Genomic DNA, 20091 nt, shown 5'->3' with positions numbered 1-20091 from the left:
CTTGGATTGAGGAATAAAATCGGAAGTAACGATCAATTTTGGCAGATAGTTTCCCTTTAAAAATTCCAACTTAGTAGATTTACAAAAATGAGATGCACCCGCTCAAAGATTGCTCAACTTGCTAAAGATTGTAGTTCGGAAGTGGCATAAACTCTCACGATTTTGTCTTGGCAGGCCGTGGCGATATAATTACCATCGGGACTAAAACAAACCGAATAGATTTTCTGGGGATGGGGAATAGAAATAATGGCTTTTCCTGCTTTTAAATCCCATAATTTTAAGCTTTTATCATCACTACCACTGGCTAATAGTTGATTATTAGGACTAACACTAACTGAATTGATATGATCACTATGTTCGCTGAGAGTTTTTACCTCTGTCCCTCTTTTAATATCCCAGATTTTAATAGTTTTGTCTTTGCTGCCACTGGCTAAAAATTTGTTATTACTGCCGAAATCTACCGATAAAATACCTCCAAACCAATCGGAATGACCTTTTAAGGTAATACTGCTCTTTTCTCCCAGATTCCAAATAATTACCGTTTTGTCATTTTCGCCGCCACCACTGGCTAAAAGTTGACCATTTTGACTAAATTTAACTGTTAGGACTTTATCGCTATGACCTTGTAATGTGGACAGAGTTTCTCCGGTTTTTACTGACCATATTTTCACCGTTTTATCTTCACTACCACTAGCAATAATTTCCTTATCGGGATGAACAGCTACTGCTGTAACTTTATCTTGGTGTCCCGTTAAGGTAGAGATTAATTTTTTAGTTTCCAGTGACCAAATTCTTAGGGTTTGATCATCTCCTCCACTAACCAAATATCCTTGACAGGGACTAAAAGCAACAGAGTTAACTCCCTGATCCCACCAACCGGCTTTTTCATGTCCTTGTAAAATAAATTTTTGATTTTTTTGCCAATCCCAAACAATAACAGTTAACTCGTTATCTCCACTAGCTAAAAATTTACCATCTTGGGAAAAAGTTAGACATTTAACCTCACCTTCATGGCCTTCTAGGGATTTAAAAGATACTAAGGGATTAAACATAGTGAAAACATTAGTTAATCAAGATTTTTCGGCATTACCCGATGTTGGTTGTTCTGTAGGGGACTAAGCCATCCCTGAGATAACTTTTCAGAAATCTCCGCTCACCACAAGTACGGGGAAGCTATTCTTCCGTAATTATAACTAATTACAGCGTTTCTCGTCAAGGAGATGCAGCTAATTTAAGGATAGGCGATTAAAATAGGTCTTAGCTTATAAGTACCCGTTGACAATCATAGTAGTAGGGTAGGTGAGGGGACAATAATCGAAAAAATTGCCCGATAAATTAAGTATTGGCTGTAACCTAGCCAAAAAAGGCTGCTATTCAGGGACGTTATAGGGTAAGATTAACTATTAGGGTGGAGTTTATTGCCGATTTTAATCTTGTCCTAAGCGAGCAAAATTGACAATTGAATCTGTAATTTTAAAAATATCTATCCCGTCAATCTCATCTAACCACAAATGCTTAAAATTTTAGTTGATGGTACACCGATAAGACAAAATCCTAGTGGAATTGGATTATATGCTTATCACCTGATTGCCGAATTAGCTAAATTACAAAACCAAGAAAACTTTTCCCTGTCCCTCTGTTTTCAACCATCGGTAAAAAACTGGCTGCGGGGTAATCTTTCTATACCAGAAAAACTGCAATCCTATCCAGAGGTTAAATGTTTACCAATTCCCGTCAGTCTTAGCAATATCTTAACCCGATTTCCTAATCCTCTAATTCCCTATCTAGAAAACTTTCTTGATTCTCCCGATATTCTCCACGGATTGGATCATGTGGTGTATCCTTGTCGTCAGAGTCGTCAAGTTATGACTATTCATGATGTTACTTTTATTAAATATCCTCAGTTTGTCACGGGGATTGTCAAAACCTACAGCCAACGGATTAAACAATGTCTAAAATGGACAGATTTAGTTATTGCTAACTCCGAAAGTACCAAACGAGATATTATTGAATATTTAGATGTAACCCCAGAGAAAATTTTTGTTACTCCCCTCGCAAGTCGTTATTCTTCTCTCCCCAATTATCCCTCATCTCTAACCATCACTAAACCCTATTTACTCTTTGTTAGTACCCTAGAACCACGAAAAAATATTATTAATCTTATCAGTGCTTTTAACTATCTCAAGGACAGGTATAAATTAGACCATAATCTGATTCTGATTGGCAAAAAAGGATGGAAGTATGAACCAATTTTTGAGAAAATATCTCAGTCTCCCTTTCGAGATAGTATCCAACATCTTGATTATCTTACCGATGACTTAGTTGCGGATTATTATCAAAAAGCTGATGTTTTTGTCTATCCTTCCTTTTATGAAGGTTTTGGATTACCAGTTTTAGAAGCGATGACTTTAGGTTGTCCTGTGGTAACTGCTAATACTGCATCCTTACCCGAAGTCACCGGAGACTCGGCAATATTAATTAATCCCGATAATCCCCTAGAAATTGCTGCGGCAATCTATCAGGTGATTAGTGATATCTCTCTCCGTCAAGAATTAATCACTAAAGGAAAAAAACAAGCGGCAAAATTCTCTTGGCAAAAAACCGCACAAGCTACTATAAAAGCTTATCGTTCTCTTTTATAATAAGTAAGTAGTTATAATTAAATTGAAGATGGATCCCCCCTTAATCCCCCCTTGATAAGGGGGGTGTTGATCACCCCTTAATCCCCCCTTGATAAGGGGGGTGTGGATCCCCCCTTAATCCCCCCTTGATAAGGGGGGTGTTGATCACCCCTTAATCCCCCCTTGATAAGGGGGGTGTTGATCCCCCCTTAATCCCCCCTTGATAAGGGGGGTATCTGACAACTTTTAACACCTACCTACTTAACTAGCTAATATCTATGAATAAAAACCATCAATTATTAATCAATCTCGCTTTTCTCGGTACTAAATATACTGGATTGACTACCTATACTAAAAATCTCATTCCCCAATTAGCTAACTTAAATCCTACCCTAATCACTTCTAATAGTTACCCAGATTTTAACACCTATACTGTGTCAGCAAACCTCACCCAAGAGCAGGGAACCAAAGGCAATATTAAGCGCTTAATTTGGACAGAAACCCAACTCTATCAAACCTATCAACAATTGAAGTCTTCCCTGCTATTTACCCCCATTCCCGAAGCACCTATTTATGGAAATTGCCGCTATATTGTCACAGTTCATGATTTAATTCCCCTGCGGTTCCCGAAATTTTCTCCCCTAACTTTTTATAATAAATACTATTTACCCCAAGTCCTGAAAAAAGCCACACATATTATCGCTGTTTCCCAAGCAACGGCCGCCGATATTAATAAGTTTTTTAACATACCTCTTGACAAAATAACCGTGATTCTTTCTGGATATGATTCTGATAATTTTCGTCCTCTAAATCTGGCGACTCGTCCCTATTTCCTCTATCTTGGTCGTTATGATCCTCATAAAAATCTCGGTCGTTTAATTACTGCTTTTTCCCAAATCGATTCCGAATATCAATTATTAATTGTCGGTCAATTTGACCCCCGTTTTACCCCGGCTCTACAGCAACAGGTAGAAGCATTATCAATCTCTCAACGAGTGCAATTTTTAAACTATGTTTCCTATGAAGAATTGCCGCAACTTTTAAACCAAGCAACTGCTTTAGTTTATCCCTCCCTTTGGGAAGGTTTCGGATTACCTGTACTAGAAGCGCTCGCCTGTGGAACTCCTGTCATTACTTCTAATCTTTCCTCTCTCCCAGAAGTCACAGGAGATGCGGCAATTTTAATTAATCCCTATAGTATCGATGAGATGAGAGAGGCAATGCAGCAAATCGCCATGGATGAACAATTACGCCTAAAATTAAAGTCCCTCAGTCGTCAACGCGCCGAGCTTTTTAGTTGGGAAAAAACTGGTCAAGAAACCGCCACAATTCTGCAAAGTTTTCTCTAAAAATGGTGACAAAAAAACTTATCAATCATTGTCGGATGGGTTATACTAAATCCGTTGAGCATAGGCTACTTATAAGGACAGGCAAAAGGCAACAGGCAACAGGGGGAATAAATAATCAGTTTTTAATAACCAGATTTATTATCAAAGCATAGTAGGTGGATTCATGAATCCACCTACCTGGGGGGTAGATTCAGTGTTACTTCCTATATATTATTGTGCCATTCTTGGGGAATTTGAGCAACTTTTTCCTTACCATTAGGCTGATGAATAGGTTTTCCTAAAGGACGAATTTTGAGATTTCCTTGCAAATAAGCAGCGATTCTTTCCCTGGCAATTTTCACATATTCTGCTTCTTTTTCACTCCCCATCACTCGACGATTGTGCATAATACTAGCAATCAGAGAAGTTCCAACCCCAGCAAAAGGATCAAAAACCCAATCCCCCTCATTTGTCAAGGCTAAAACACATCTTTCTACTAATTCGATTGGATATTGACAAGGATGAATAGTTTTCTCTGGATGATTAGATTTAACGTTAGGAATATCCCATAGTAACTCATCCCATTCTTGTGCTAAAAACTCCCAAACATCGCTGGGATTTTTCCCTAAAGGATTACCAGAGGGTTTACCGATATTTTTACCTTTAAAATGGCGCTTACCAGGGTATTTAGCGGGGATTCTCACTGGATCAAGATTAAAGGTATATTTATCGGTTTTTGTCAACCATAAAATAGTTTCATACCTGCCAGAAAATCTTTTAGAGGTATGTAATCCATGACCAAAATGCCAGACAATTCTATTTCTTAAAAAGAAACCCATTTGTTTAAATAGCTGATAATAAAAAATATCTAAAGGATAAACTTCTCCCTCTTGAACGAAATTTCCCACCTGCCAGCAAATACTGCCATTATCTTGCAAGATTCTAGGGAATTCTCGCATAATTTTGGTTTGGGTTTCCAGATAAGTATCCAAAGAGATTTTTTTTTCGTAGTCTTTTCCTAAATTGTAGGGAGGAGAAGTAATAATCAAGCTCACAGAATTATCCGGTATAGTCTTGATAAAATTATTGCTATCTCCTTGATAAAGAATTATTTCGGCATCAGGTTGATAAAAGTCTCGCACTGATTTTGACTGAGAAAATAAGGGCAATTGATTCATAGAAAATTTAGCAGAGAAGAGCCACTTTTAATTAGGGTTTGCTGAAAAAGTTTTTCCTGGGGGCAGGGTGTGGGGTGTGGGGTGTGGGGTTTTACCCATTTTACATCCAATATTCAAGAGAGCCAGTTTTTTAAAACAATTAATGTTATCTGTAGCCAGCAAAGATATAACAAAAATTCTACTTTTTTAGATAAAAATCGGGAAGAAAGTTTTAACTTTTTTCTATTCTTCCCTTAACTCAGATTAGCTCAAACCCGGAACGCACTCGCCTAATTCCACTGTAAAAGGTTGCCAAGGACGAGGATCAATTACCTTTGTCGGCAAGTCATGGGATGTTAATAATTCTTGAAAAGATTCGGGACTACCCTCCGCACTTAACACCGCCATTAATAATCCTTTAAACTCGATATCACCACCGGCAGCCGTAGAAATAATATATTCGGGCTGCAAGCGTTGACAGACTGCCAAGGCGCTTTCTTGTCCTTTGATTACCGGTCCGAGGAAAGGTATTTTTAAGTCAATCAAAGGAGTGATAATAACAGCAATTTTACCGAGAGAATCGAGGCTAGGAGAATGATAACCGTGGGGTTCGTAGTAGATACTCTGATTTGTCGCTAATTCCTTGATAACATAACCATTTTCCACCAGAGTCGGCCCGACTGGAGAACCGGGGACGGCAGTAATTTCGATCGCATTGTCAAAGATATAACTAGAGCCGTGGGTTAAAGGGATGAGATGGGTATAATTAAGCGCTCGAACGACTTTTTCGGCATTAGGAGAAGCCACCACGGGAATTTGGCGATCGAGTACCTGTAAAGTAGGAGGATGGGCGTGATCTTCCAAACCTTGGGAGAGAAGAATCAGATCGATATTTTGGGGAATGGCATGATTAGAGGTTTTTTTGCCCTCAAATAGCCAAGTTAAATTACCAAAAGTCAGGGAACCTACCAACCAAGGGTCGAGAAGCAGGCGTTTTCCCCCGATTTCGATTAACCAAGAATTACTATCAAGCCAAGTTAACTGCATATAAGAGGAATGGGGATTTTCTTAATTTAATTTAACATTAGCATTAACTTTTCTGCGCTTGGGGGTTTTTCAGTCATCAGTGAAAACACAGCACTGTTAATGCCATTTATAGCAGTTATCTTAATGGTGAGGTAGGAAGTCTCTGGTTTTAGGGAACGGGCAACAGTAGCCAGTCGTCAGGGGGTGATACCAAATTAAGTAGCTGGTTATAATTAAATTAAAAATGGATTTTAGGTTCGATCCCCCCTGCCCCCCTTGATAAGGGGGGTGCCGATAGGCGGGGGGATCTGAAAGTTTTTAATACCTATCTACTTAGGTTACACTTCATCTTGAGGAGAAACGCTGTCACACTCCTCACTCAATGCCGGTCACTGAAAACCCAAATCTGATCACTGATTACTGATTACTGATCACTGATCACTGATTAGTCAAGGCTTAAGAAATAGGGAAAGTTTAGCTATCTTAGGGAAAGTAGGCGCTAAAAGGGGAGGAAGAACGCATCAGCCGAGACTGAATTTCTATGACTAAACGTACCTTCGGTGTTATCGGACTAGCTGTCATGGGAGAAAATCTCGCTCTCAATGTGGAGAGTCGGGGTTTTCCCATCGCTGTTTACAATCGCACCGCCAGCAAAACTCAAGAATTTATGGAAACTCGCGCCGTCGGCAAAGATGTCAAGGCGGCCTATAGTTTAGAAGAATTCGTCCAAATTTTAGAGCGTCCCCGCAAAATTCTGGTCATGGTAAAAGCTGGCCCGCCGGTGGATGCCGTGATTGAACAATTAAAACCCCTTCTCGAAGAAGGAGATATGATTATCGATGGCGGTAACTCCCTCTATGAGGACACGGAAAGACGCACCCGCGACCTAGAATCGACCACTAAACTCGGTTTTGTCGGTATGGGGGTCAGTGGTGGCGAAGAAGGCGCTCTGCACGGTCCTTCCCTGATGCCGGGGGGTACAGAGTTCGCCTATCGGGAATTAGAGCCGATTTTAACCAAAATTGCCGCCCAAGTCGATGATGGTCCCTGTGTCACTTATGTGGGGGCCGGGGGGGCAGGCCATTATGTGAAAATGGTTCACAATGGCATCGAGTACGGCGATATGCAGTTAATTGCGGAAGCCTACGATGTGCTGAAAAATGGTCTAGGACTAAGCAATCAGCAGTTACAGGAAACTTTCGCCGAGTGGAACCGCACCGATGAGCTTAATTCTTATTTAATTGAAATTACCGCCGATATCTTTAAGTGTGTTGACCCAGAAACCGGTCATCATCTGGTAGATTTAATCTTGGATTCGGCGGGACAAAAGGGAACCGGACGCTGGACTGTGTTAAGTTCCTTAGAGTTGGGGGTGCCAATTCCGACCATTTATGCTGCGGTTAATGCTCGCGTGATGTCCGCTTATAAGGATGAACGGGTGGCCGCAGCCAAAGAGTTACCCGGACCAGGGGAAACCTATCCGGGGGATGCGGCACTATTTGTGGATAAGGTGCGTGATGCTCTTTACTGCTCGAAAATGTGTTCCTATGCCCAAGGTATGGCTTTAATCGCTAAAGCTTCTCAGGAGTTTAACTATAATATCAGTCTGCCGGAATCGGCCCGGATATGGAAGGGCGGCTGTATTATTCGGGCCAGTTTCTTGGATAAAATTCGCAAGGCTTTTGCGGAAAATCCGGGGCTGCCGAATTTGTTGTTAGCGCCGGAATTTAAACAAAGTATCCTCGATCGCCAAGAAGCATGGCGTGAGGTGTTAGTCTTGGCTAATAAGTTGGGGATTCCCGTCCCGGCTTTTAGTTCTTCTTTGGACTATTTTGATAGTTATCGTCGGGCCAATTTACCGCAAAATCTCACCCAAGCACAACGGGATTATTTTGGCGCTCATACCTATGAACGTACCGATAAACCCAGAGGTGAGTTTTTCCATACGGAATGGATGGCTGGACTGTAAGGCTATCTAATATTTTCTCCCCTTTTTATTTACCGTAAAAAGGGGGTATTTTTTGGCGATATTTTTCTGATTAAGAGTTAACTATCGGTCAAGAAATTGGTAGTGATAGCAAATCAGTTTTTAATAGAATAATGGCTTTAAAAGTCAGACAGAGGAATAATTCCACAGGCTTGAATTTTGCTTAAAACGAGGTGAAGTTGCCACAATAACCAATTGCCAACTCTCCAGAAAGCCAGGGAGTTTTGATTGTCAGCAACCTCGGCAGATGGATAATAAAGATTTTCTTCAAAAATCAACCAATGAACGGGTAAATGACCGAGGGGAGAATTCGGCTCTAATTGAAAGTTTAGTTGCTCATAATTGAGCCATTGACCCTGCTGCCGCCAACCTAGGCGATCGCCAAGTTTCTTTTGGGTTTCATAATCCACTAAACCACCGAGACTAGAGAAAATAGCCTGCTGAATACTAAAACCGAAATGACCATGACTATAATGAAGCCAAAGTTGATCAATTTTTTTCAGTTCCGAACAAGGTAATTGAGCAATATCTTGAGGATAAACCTCATTCCAGTAGGTTCTACCCAAAATTTTCAATAGTAGTTTAGTCGTTTGGCGATCGGCCGCTTGCCACTCTTGCTTTCTTAGCAAATCTTGTAATTGATTATAATCAAGATCCGTCGATTCTTGAGTTAAGATATTTGGGAAAGTCTGGGGATTTTTGGAAGTAGAAGATTTGTCAATATTGTTTTGAGTGAATTGAGAGACAACTATTTCTAGGGGAGTTTTTAGGATAGTGTCTTTTTGACAAGCCTCTTGTTCTGCTAAATGATGAGATAATTTATTGATGGTTTTTTCTAGGGAAATAAATTGTGCTGACCATTCACTTTCATTGAATAAGTAATCATTAAATTGATCAGAGGAAAAAGCATCTTTTAACCTTGCTTCTTTCTCGTAACCATTCGCCAGAAAATTTAGCAAAAACTCAGAATTTATTGCTGAATCTGAGGTTTCTAACAGATCAGGCTGAGGTATAAAAATATTATCTACCAAATACTTAATTTCTCCAACTGTTGCATAAAATTCTTCATCCACTTTAATGACTTCTTCTATTAATAATTGAAAAGGAGCAAAATAGTCCTGTAAGTAGTTTTCAAAATTAATTGCATTTTGGGCAAGATCAGCAATTTCTTGGCGAACTCGTTGAGATTTGAGTTGATAATCATTTAATTCCTCATAAATTTTGAGTTCTTGAATAATTGCTTGTACAATTTTTTTCTGCTTTTGAGTATCCTCGGCTAATTTCTGAACTCCTTCCCCTAGTAATTTAGTTTTTCTCAACATCAAAAAAGATGTTTTTCCCAGTAGCAAAATTGCCCGAAAATTTTCCTGTTTTTCCAGCTTGAGTTGATTGAGAATATTTTGATTATTATTATTTTTAATTTCTAACTTTATTCTCTCGTAGTCTAAGATTTTCAATTCTTGATATTTTTGGGAAAATAAAATTTTGAGATTGTCACTGAGTTGGAGTAAAAAACGATAATATCCGTCTTGATAGATTTCTAGTCCGTTAATTAATAAATTATAGTCTTTAATTAATAACTTAGTCTCAATCAAGATTTCTTGTTGAGTAATTTTTTCTTTTCGTTTAATAATCTTACCAAAATAGTAATGGTAGCGAACTCCTTCTTGAATTAATTTCCGACGTTCCTTGATGATTTTCTGAAAATTTTTTAAGTATCTATTTTTAAAAACAGGAAGTTGATAGCTTTGCTCATAAATGGCAATTTTTTTATAGGTCATCAGATGTTGAGAGTTCCTATTTAGCATAGCTATCTTAGACCCAAAAATTCCTCGTTACTTAGCAATAATCATTAGCTGCTCCCAGCTATTGCAACAGGGAGCAATACCTAATTAAACATTTTCAACTTCAACAACAACCGGTTCATTTTCAATAACTGGTTCATTTTCAATAACTGGTTCATTTTCAATAACTGGTTCATTTTCAATAACTGGTTCATTTTCAATAACAACTGTTTGAGGACTTTCAGGTGTTGGCTCAGTTACCGTTTCTTGCTGCTTTACTGTCTGTTCTTGATGGTCAGTCAAGTATTTTTTGGTTTTTAATTTCAGGTCATCAGTCAGAGGTAAAGCATCAATTTCAGCCAAAAGTGTTTCCAGGGATTCTTTTTTACTTCGCTCGGCGTAAAAAGCATTCAGAACCGCTTCAATTCCGTACTGAGCAATCGCATCTCCTAGGACAGTAACCAACCCCATCGCTCCAATACCCATAAAAACTACAAAGGGTTGTCCGAGGGTTAGAATTAGCACGATGACAGCAATAACAGCCGAAGCTAAATAAGCACCTGCCACTTTTTTGATAATGTTATCGAGTTCCATAAAAACCACCTCAAATTTCTAGCGAAGGATTAATTTAATTTTAAAGCAAGGTTAATCTGTCTGTTGATCGTCGTCAAGTAAAGCTTGAAGAAAAGGTTCAAGACTTTTGGGACGATAATCGGAAAAAGCCTTTAATCGTTTTACCACACTGTGATGAACAGTGACAACTTTTGTATTGAAATATCGCCATTGCTCACCTCCCAATAATCCCTTAACCGTATTATCGAACTTGATGGTCGGGTCTGGTTTAATTTGGAATTCCTCGGATTCAGAGGTGGTTGAGTCAAACTCTAATCCCAATTTTTTGGCTTGATTAATCATCCATTGTAAGGGGTAATCGGAAAGTCCTTGATATTCTTTTTTGCCACCACCTAGACAGGTATGTTCACCCACAAATAAAACTTCTTTAACAACTTGTTCGGGATTTTCTGGATTGGCTTTGATCGGAGTGGAAGGGAAGTTTTTACGTTTTTCATCAATGGCAACAGCATGAAAAGCATTCTGGATAATCGGACTTAATTTTGTATTACTAAATTCATATTTTTTATGATAAAACTTAGCCAGGGGAAACCAAGGAGTTAAATCAGGAATACCAAAACTACCAACTGTATCCCAACAACCTAACATCTTAACTGGAATACGATCTTGAAAATCTTCCTTTTCTGTCTCAATTTTTTTAGCATTAGCGGCACGGAATTGTTGAGCTTTGGCACTATCGGAACTAACGGTGTGGTCTCGATAGAGTTGATAAGCTAGGGGAATTTCTTTAATCTTAGAGCGTTTTAGGATTCCACATTTATCGATAAAACTAGCCAAACAACGAACGATATATGCGCCTCGACTAAAACCTAACAAATAAATTTCATCCTCGGTTGTGGGATTGTAGTTAAGGACAAGAAAACGATAGGCATCTTGAATCATTCGATCAAGGCCCCAGCCAAAAGTTTCATTCCCTAAACTTTTAATAAATTCGTTATCTTCGGGGGTGCCAGAACCTGACAAAAAGACGATTTGGGGGGTTTGATCCTCGGCAATATACTTAATAGATTCGGCGAATTTAACCACATTGGTGGGATAGGCACTGGTAGAGTCTTCCCAAGAACCATCACAACAAATAATTAACCGTTTTTTCTGGCTTGAATAAGTGAGGATATCCGGTTGAGAAATTGCTGTTTCACTAATCTCCTCAATTTCATTGCTGGCAAGAGCAGCTTCTGCGGCAATTATAATTGATTCTGAATTATCTTCCGGGGAAGGTTCTTGATTTTCTGCTGGAGCATCCTGTTCAACCACTTCTTCTTCTTCAAGGGAGTTAAAAATTTCGTTGACCATTGTTATCCTTTTCGCACTCCTTCTAGCTTTACTGCTAGTCTGAGTTTTTGATTTAGGGATCGAGGTCGGTTTGGAGGGAAGACTATCTAGTTGCCAGGTTGTCCCATAAAGAATACCATGATTGCTATAACTTGTTTGATCCTCGGCACTGCCATTGAGTGATAAATAAGTAACTAAGCCAAGGTCATCAACCCGGGGAGATTGATACATCGCGTTTTGGATTTCTTCTTGGCTAAGCGCTTGATTCCAAACAGAAAGTTCTGCAAGACAACCTTGCCAATAATGAGAGAGATTAACAGAGGCTCCCAAGATGATTTTTTCAATCCCCGTTAAGGCACGGTTATGACCGTTGCCACGATGCCAAATGATCCCATTGCGATAGATCAACATTCGGCCTGTGGTCGCATTTTTGACAAAGGCCCAGTGAGTCCAATCACTATAATCCTTAAGCTTGACTTTTTTTTCAATTCGATCGAAACCTTCTTCATTACCCGCATCCCAAAAAATAGCAGGTTTCACGGGATCGCCCCAAGGCAAGGTAATATGTAGAACGCGGTTATTCTCCTGATTAACAGCTTCTAAAAAAGTCGTTTCTGTAGCTAAATTATTTTCCCCTTTTGCCCAAAATGTAATGGTAATACTCTGATCGATGTCAAGAAATCCGTGGGATAGATCAATATGATCATCGATGCCATTAAATTTTAGTACAGAGCGTTGTTCAGCCATTGGTTTTGTAATCGCCCAGGGGAGAAAGGAGTAATCAGGGGTTCAGGGACTCTGACTAATAAGAGACTTATCTATCTGTCGTGATTTCCCAGAATGCTACCCCCTAGCTTAACACATTTTAGTTATCTAGCGATATATATAAATAAATGTGTAGGAGTCAACGACTAATATTCCCGGGCCGGCACTTGCTGTGGCGAGAAACTCAGGGGAGTTGACCCCAATCCCTATCGCCATCAAGTAGTAGAGACCTAGGCTTTGGAGGGATGCTCATGGCTGATGGACATCCCTCCCCGGGCCGATTATCAGCAAACCCTAGGTACTTATTGTAACTCTGACCAAATTCCGCGGCATCGCTCTACAATTAGTCCTTGAAAAATTAATTGGGTTGCGGGATGAATCTCTACTTTATACAGAGCAAAAAGACCTGTTGGACTATTTAGATTCAACTCCCTTCGCGTTAGAGATAAAGCTTTTGTTCGGTGCATTTCCACCGCTTTTAGTAAGCCTGGATAACTGACATTACGCAGGGCCAATTGACCATTTTTTGTGAGATAAATAGCATCATTCTGCAAGAGATATTCCAAACTGATCAAACTAGCGTGGACGTCCACATCTTTTTCTAAACCCCCTAAACGGTGAGCATCCAAACCAAAGCGAATGCAGAAATTAACAGCGACTAATTTTCCCGCTTCTTCGGCAGGTAAAGCACAGTCGGCAAATTCAAAGCCTAAACTATCTGAGCGCCACTCCTCGACTCCGGCATAGGTATAGTTTTGAAACAGTTTATTTTTGAGTTTTAAGTCAAATCCTAACCCACTAGCATGACCCGCTTCATGGAATTGGGTATCGAGATGACGATAGCGTTCACCATTAATTTGATCCTCCAGGGGTCCTAATAGCAAATCGGCCGTTTCTGGCTCAAAAATTTTTCGGATACATTCGTAGCTAGAACCGGAAAAGCGTCTTTTTTGCTCACTGGCATTATTTAAAGCTGGTCCCTGAACACTATTGGGAAAAGTCCACCTATGGGGAACGATAAAAGCCTCCCCCTTTTCACCTTTAACCGTGCCACAACTAGCAATTTCAGTAAAGGACAAATTTCTGGGAATCGGTTGTCTTAGACTGCCAAATTTTTCACGAGTCAAGCTTTCTAGTTGTTCGATAGAAGGTTGACTATTTTGGTGGATTTTTCCGTAAATTGCACTCAAAGTGAGTTGTCGTTCTCCCTGACGATTGATGCGATAGGGAGCAATCATCAGAAAATAACCATTTTTGCCGATAAAATTCAGATTAATGAAATCTTCTGATAAAATGCTCCAGTCGTTGGTTTCTAAAGCCGCTGCTGTTTTCCACAGCCACTGAGCCGGAACTTCACAGCTATCTGCTTCCTGTTGACGGAGTTTTTTCGCCGCGATTGCAATTTTATTTTGCTCGATATCTTGGACGATTTCTTGGAAGAACTGTTGTTGATTAACCAGGGTTTGATTCATTTTTTGGGTAGCTAAGTTGGTGTAATAGTTTAACGTTGTTTTTTGACCCGTCTCTCATCGGCTAAACTCTTAGCCATTTTAAGATTTTAGGGTCTTTGTCATAGCGATAGGTCAGTCCATCTTTCCCCGTAATTGATTTTCCCTGACTGGCTTTGCTTCTGATGCTACTGAGGGAATAGTCGCTTAATTCCTTCATTTGTGCATGGGAAAGTCCCTCTTCGACTTCTGTTAAGATTGTTGTCGTTGGCGATTCGGGGGGGGGTTCCCCGGCAGAATTGATTTTAGGATTGACCTCGGTTTCCTGATTCGGTAAATCTTCGAGCCTATCTTGAGAATTATCGACAGAAATATTAATAATTTCTTTCACTTTTTGTCGGCGATATTCCTCCACTGTAAGCAGTTGCCAATGGGAATTACTAGAGAGTTCTAAAACCCATTGATGATAGTTAAAGAGACTTTCCCGATGTCCGACACTAATAAAAGTTGTGTGAGTTTTCTGCAATTGCCGATATAAATTTTCCTCATTGTTTAAGTCCAAAGCACTTGTGGCTTCATCGAGGATAGTAAAACTGGGACGGGTAATTAATACCCTAGCAAAAGCCAAACGTTGTTGTTCTCCCAGGGACAAAATGTTTTCCCAAGGCTCTTCTGTATCAAAGCTATTGACTCGATTTAGTAAATTTTGGAGATTGACTTCTTGCAAAACTTCCCTTAATTTTATCTCATTGGTTTCTTGATTGCGATTGGGATAAAGTAACTGTTCTCGCAAGGTTCCTAATATTATATAGGGACGTTGAGGCAGAAACAATACTTCTTCTAGGGGGGGACGAACTAATCGGCCTGTGCCTGCATTCCATAAACCGGCGATAGCGCGTAGCAAGGAACTTTTACCCCGACCACTCGGACCGACAATTAATAAACCTTGTCCGGGCTGAACAGAAAGGGAGAGGTTTTCGACAATCACCTGTTCATAATCGGGAGTTTGCAAGGTGACATCTTCAAAGGAAAATTGGTTTTCTTCGATGGTTGTAATCGTGCTTAAATTTTCTGGTTGTTTAATGACTTCTTCTAAGGCTTGGGAAAATTGCGATAGACGTTCAACATAACTGCTAAATTGTGCCGAAGTGCCAAATTCACTAATTAATTCCGCCAGCGCCGTAGCAAACAAATTAGCCGCTAAACAGGCTTGCCCGACCTGTCCGAAACTAATGCCCTCACTATTGATATACAAAGGACCCAAAATGACAAAAGTAAATACTTGAATTGCCGCCTGATAGCCCCGACTAAAAATTTCTGTGCCTCTCTCCCAATCAATTTTACGTTTAGCACTGTCTAAGAGTTTATTAAATCGCCGCTGAATAATATTTAATTCCTGATTTTCTCCCTCAAAGAAAGCGATAGACTCCGCATGATTACGAATATGAGTTAGAGCATAATTGTAGTTAGCCTTAAGTTCTAATTCTTCTTGAGTGATTTTATTTAAGGCTTGGTTAAAATAGATAGCAATGACGTTACCGAGAATTGTCCAAACGACTAAAATAATGGCGACAGAGGAAGAAATTGACCAGAGAATCACTAAAAAAGTGATCATATCTAGGACATTTTCCAGGGCAACGGCAAAAAAGGAGAGAGCTTTACTGGTAATCGGCTCAATTTCCTGGGATAAACGCTGATCTGGGTTGTCGATATCGGATTTAAAATTAATTCTGTAATAGGCGCGATTATGCAAATATTTGTTGAGAATCCAGTCATTGAGCCAAGCATACCAATCCAGGGCGATTCTTTTTCTGAGAAATTTAAGCAAGCCAACTAAAAGGGTGACAAAGAGCAGTCCAACCGCAAAAACTACCAAAGTTTTGACAAATTTATCAAAATCACTTTTTTCAAGGATGACATCAACTAAGTAATTACTAACAAAGCTATTGAAGGCATTTAAGCCTACAACCGCTAGGATTGCCCCGATTAGTAGGATGAGCATTGCCCAAGCTTGGATCACATCGGAAAAAGTCCTTCCCCCCGATTCAGTAGGATACCAATAGGGAGCAGCGATCAGCTTGACACTGTGCCAAAATTTGCTGACATCGGAGATAATATTAGTCGTCGATCGATCTTGAGGGACTTTGGCGGACATATAGCATTTATATTTGAGTTGTGGACATTTTGCTGGAATGATTTTAGATTTTGGCTGGATTGGCGGATTAGAAGGCAATTGGCGAAAATATAAAGCTCCCCGACAATTTTAAGGTTATTGTGTTTGAGTTGTGGTAACATACTCCCGTCGCTTTATCTGTCAGCATAGAGTGATCGCTTTCTCAGCCCCCTGCTACTGCTTTTTTAACCCTCGTTATCTTACTACAAGTAACCATTGTTTTGATAGCTAAAGCTAGTGAGCGCTTCTCAGACTACCACATATTACCGAATTTCGTTGACCATGACAAATTTTCTTTTCTATGATAGGATTTCATGGTACAGTTTTCAAAGCAATGAGGTGCGCCGATTTTCTTCCCTGTTCCCTGTTCCCCGTTCCCTGTTCCCTGTTCCCTGTTCCCTGTTCCCTCAAAGCGATAACAGACCTTGCGACATCATGGTGAAAAATGTTCGATATATGTTACATTTTGTACTCGGCTTCCTTGCGCCCCTACAGTGGGGCAAATTCGGTTTCTGTAGAGGCATAAAGCATACGCCCTACCCTAGAAATCTTTTTTTATCATCACAAATGCGGGCGAGTCATGAGTAGAAATATGAAAACAATTTACCCACTTTCACCGGGACAAGAAGCAATGTGGTTAATCTGCCAAATTGCTCCGGAGAGCGTTGCTTATAATATATTTATTACTGCAAAAATTCATGCTTATTTAGAGATTGCTGTTGTCAATCGTGTCTGGCAAAAAATTATTGAAAAGCACCCGATTCTGAGAACCACATATACCAGTTATGAGGGCAAACCGGTACAGCAGGTTAACCAGCAAGAGAATTTTCAGGTTGAGGTAATAGATGCCAGCGACTGGAGCGAATACCAATTAGTAGAAAAAATCTATGCTATTGCTGACCGCCCTTTTAACTTAGAAAAAGATTCAGTTTTGCGGGTGAATTTATTTACTCGTTCAGCAGAAGAACACATTCTCTTACTGACAATGCACCACATTGCTAGTGATATGTGGTCTTATGATTTACTGCTGGGTGAATTTCAAACGTTATATACTAATGAAATCAAGCGAATTAGTCAAGGGCAGACAGAAACAGTAGATTCTCTCAGTGGAAAAAAATCTTATGCAGATTTTGTCCACTGGCAGTCAGAAATGCTATCTGGTTCCAGGGGAGAAAAACAGTGGCAATATTGGCAAAAACAATTAGCTGGCGAATTGCCAATTTTGAATTTGCTCCCAGACAAACCCCGCCCCCCAGTCAAGACTTATGAGGGAGCCTCATACATTGTCAAGCTAGATGAACAGTTAATTGAAAAACTCAAGCATCTAGCTTTAGCATCTGGAACCAGCCTTTATCGGATTCTGCTTACAGCATTTTACGTCCAACTTTACCGCTACACCAATCAAACAGATATCCTCTTATGCAGCCCGATGAGAGGACGGCCGGGTAAAGAGTTTAAAGAGATTGTCGGCTACTTTTCTAACCTGACCGTTTTAAGAGTTTCTGTCCAGGAGAATGCCACATTTACAGAACTTCTTGCTCAAGTCAGCAAAATAGTTAGCCAAGCTCAAAATCATCAAGATTACCCATTTTCTCTGTTAGCAGAAAAACTCCAGCCACAACGCGATCCCAGCCGTTCGCCTTTCTCTCAAGTTAGTTTTGCTTGGCAAGCACAAACTTGGTGTGAACCAAAAAATAATTCCTTGCATCTGCAAAAATCAGTGTTGCCAATGGAGCCACACTTGTTCGGACAACAGGGCGGACACTTGGATTTGAGTTTAATGGTGAGAGAAGCGAAAGGAGTGATTAAGCTATGTTGGCAATACAACACTGACTTATTTGACGCTGCTACTATTGAGCGCATGGCCAAGCATTTTGAAAGACTGCTCAACTCTATTGTGCTGAACCCACAGCAGCCCATTTCCCAGTTACCAATGCTCACAGAAGTTGAGCAGCAGCAGTTACTTTTTGAGTGGAATAATACTCAGGCTGACTATCCATTAGATAAGTGTATTCATCAATTATTTGAGGAACAGGTGGAACGAACTCCTGATAATATAGCGGTCGTGTTTGAAGACCAGCAGTTAAATTATCGGGAGTTGAATGCCAGAGCGAACCAGTTAGCTCATTACCTGCAAAATTTGGGGGTGGGACCAGATGTGTTGGTGGGAATTTGTGTCGAGCGTTCCCTAGAAATGATGGTAGGACTGCTAGGTATTTTGAAAGCAGGTGGAGGTTATTTACCAATTGACCCTGAGTATCCAACTGAGCGTTTACTGTATATACTCCAAGATGCTCAAGTTAGAGTTCTATTAACCCAAAAACATTTAATCGCAGGACTTCCAAAACACCAATCAGAACTCGTTTGTTTAGATACTGACTGGTCGTTTACCACTCAAGCACAGGAATCAAATCCCGGCTGTGAAGTTCAACCGGAAAACTTAGCTTATGCAATCTACACTTCAGGTTCAACAGGAGAGCCAAAGGGAGTGATGATTCAGCATTCCTCCGTTGTCAATCTTGCTCACGGACTGCATCAAGCTATTTATGCTCACCATCAGATTTCCCCATTGCGAGTCAGCATCAATGGTTCTTTAGCTTTTGACACTTCCGTGAAACAGATTATCCAACTGATATATGGTCATAGCCTGAACATTGTGCCAGAAAAGGTGCGATTTGATGGCCATGCCATGTTATCCTACCTGCGGCAGCAAAAAATAGATGTATTGGATTGCACACCATCGCAACTGAGGCTACTGATTTCAGTAGGATTGCTGGACAGTGACAATCATCCTCAATCTGTTTTGGTGGGAGGAGAAGCCATTGATGAATCTATGTGGGCAACTTTGGCAAAGGCTCAAAACATTAATTTCTATAACGTTTATGGACCGACAGAATGCACTGTGGATACCACAATCTGTTTGATCACAGCTAACCTCAAACCAGTGATTGGTCGTCCTATTGCTAACGTACAAACCTATATTTTAGACGAATATTTACAACCTGTTCCTGTTGGTGTGCCTGGGGAATTACACATAGGCGGTGCGGGATTAGCGAGAGGCTATCTCAATTGTCCAGAGTTAACCAATGAGAAATTTATCTCTCATCCCTTCCATCAGACAACAGAAAGCAGATTATATAAAACAGGAGATTTAGCTCGTTATTTACCGGATGGCAATATCGAATACTTAGGACGTATTGATAACCAGGTAAAAATTAGAGGATTCCGCATTGAATTAGGAGAAATTGAAGCGGTTCTGAGTCAGCATAATTATGTAGAAACAACTTGTGTCACCGCTCGTGAAGATAGTCCAGGAATAAAACGCCTAGTTGCTTACATCGTGCCGCCCAAAAATGTCACCCCAAGCACAAATGAACTGCGGCAATTTCTCAAAGCTAGGCTCCCAGATTACATGATTCCTAGTGCTTTTGTTACCTTAGAAACCTTACCTTTAACCCCCAATGGCAAATTAGACCATCGTGCTTTACCTGAACCCAACTTGCGTGGGGAGATAGAATTGAATTTTGTTGCTCCTCGTAACCTAGAAGAAGAAATATTAGCCACAATCTGGTCACAAGTTTTGCGAGTAGAGCCAGTAGGTATCTATGATAACTTCTTTGAACTGGGGGGCGATTCCATCCTGACTATTCAAATCATTACTAGAGCGAGAAAAGCAGGATTAGAGTTAACCCCCAAACAATTATTTACCCATCAAAGTATCGCCGAATTAGCCACAGTAGCAACAAGAGTCACCGAGTCACAAACAGAACCAGAAATAGTGAATCCTCCGCCGCCTGAAGCGGATACTGGAGATTACACCGCCCAAGATTTCCCCTTATTAGAAATCGACCAAATAGAACTAGAACAAATATTAGCTCAACTGTAACGATGAACTCC

At 40.2% G+C, this 20091-nt stretch carries 12 protein-coding genes; 4 read left to right on the top strand and 8 right to left on the bottom strand.

Annotated features, from left to right (window positions below):
• Positions 1 to 113: 113 nt before the first annotated feature.
• Positions 114 to 1052: a WD40 repeat domain-containing protein gene (locus tag LW728_RS08370; RefSeq protein WP_287669339.1), complete on the bottom strand. Its 939-nt coding sequence runs from the start codon at positions 1050 to 1052 to the stop codon at positions 114 to 116.
• A 459-nt stretch (positions 1053 to 1511) separates the two neighbouring features.
• Here LW728_RS08370 and LW728_RS08365 point away from each other — a divergent pair, with 459 nt between their 5' ends.
• A complete protein-coding gene (locus LW728_RS08365; protein WP_287766219.1) occupies positions 1512 to 2642 on the top strand; it encodes a glycosyltransferase family 4 protein in 1131 nt (376 codons plus the stop codon).
• A gap of 257 nt (positions 2643 to 2899) precedes the next feature.
• Positions 2900 to 3970 carry a glycosyltransferase family 4 protein gene (locus LW728_RS08360; protein ID WP_287669344.1) on the top strand — a complete coding sequence of 357 codons (1071 nt, stop codon included), beginning with the start codon at positions 2900 to 2902 and terminating at the stop codon, positions 3968 to 3970.
• Between the two features lie 203 nt (positions 3971 to 4173).
• Here the strand turns inward: LW728_RS08360 and LW728_RS08355 are convergent, their stop codons facing one another.
• Positions 4174 to 5127: a DNA-methyltransferase gene (locus LW728_RS08355; RefSeq protein ID WP_287669347.1), complete on the bottom strand. Its 954-nt coding sequence runs from the start codon at positions 5125 to 5127 to the stop codon at positions 4174 to 4176.
• A 243-nt stretch (positions 5128 to 5370) separates the two neighbouring features.
• Positions 5371 to 6153 (bottom strand): MBL fold metallo-hydrolase, encoded by a 783-nt coding sequence (locus tag LW728_RS08350; RefSeq protein ID WP_287669350.1) that lies wholly within the window; start codon positions 6151 to 6153, stop codon positions 5371 to 5373.
• A gap of 520 nt (positions 6154 to 6673) precedes the next feature.
• Here LW728_RS08350 and gnd point away from each other — a divergent pair.
• Complete coding sequence (gnd, locus tag LW728_RS08345; RefSeq protein WP_004268664.1) at positions 6674 to 8101, top strand: decarboxylating NADP(+)-dependent phosphogluconate dehydrogenase; 1428 nt, start codon at positions 6674 to 6676, stop codon at positions 8099 to 8101.
• A gap of 137 nt (positions 8102 to 8238) precedes the next feature.
• Here the strand turns inward: gnd and LW728_RS08340 are convergent, their stop codons facing one another.
• From LW728_RS08340 to LW728_RS08320, 5 genes are all read right to left on the bottom strand, one after another.
• Entirely contained in the window at positions 8239 to 9900 is a 1662-nt protein-coding gene (locus LW728_RS08340) for a GUN4 domain-containing protein (protein WP_287669355.1), read from the bottom strand.
• Positions 9901 to 10011: 111 nt separating this feature from the next.
• A complete protein-coding gene (locus LW728_RS08335; protein WP_004268662.1) occupies positions 10012 to 10497 on the bottom strand; it encodes a hypothetical protein in 486 nt (161 codons plus the stop codon).
• A gap of 51 nt (positions 10498 to 10548) precedes the next feature.
• Entirely contained in the window at positions 10549 to 12555 is a 2007-nt protein-coding gene (locus LW728_RS08330) for a phospholipase effector Tle1 domain-containing protein (protein ID WP_004268660.1), read from the bottom strand.
• 320 nt (positions 12556 to 12875) lie between these two features.
• A complete protein-coding gene (locus LW728_RS08325; RefSeq protein WP_287766216.1) occupies positions 12876 to 14045 on the bottom strand; it encodes a DUF6014 family protein in 1170 nt (389 codons plus the stop codon).
• A gap of 61 nt (positions 14046 to 14106) precedes the next feature.
• Positions 14107 to 16176, bottom strand: coding sequence for an ABC transporter ATP-binding protein/permease (locus LW728_RS08320; RefSeq protein ID WP_287766214.1), 2070 nt, complete (start codon positions 16174 to 16176; stop codon positions 14107 to 14109).
• Positions 16177 to 16786: 610 nt separating this feature from the next.
• On the opposite strand from LW728_RS08320, the gene LW728_RS08315 reads away from it, so the two are divergent.
• Complete coding sequence (locus LW728_RS08315; protein WP_287766212.1) at positions 16787 to 20080, top strand: non-ribosomal peptide synthetase; 3294 nt, start codon at positions 16787 to 16789, stop codon at positions 20078 to 20080.
• The last annotated feature ends 11 nt before the right edge of the window (positions 20081 to 20091 follow it).

This window comes from Microcystis sp. 49638_E5 (genome assembly GCF_021300285.1).
Taxonomy (GTDB): Bacteria; Cyanobacteriota; Cyanobacteriia; order Cyanobacteriales; family Microcystaceae; genus Microcystis; species Microcystis aeruginosa_C.
Note: the sequence above shows the minus strand (reverse complement) of the source record. Positions and strands in the feature narration are given on the sequence as shown.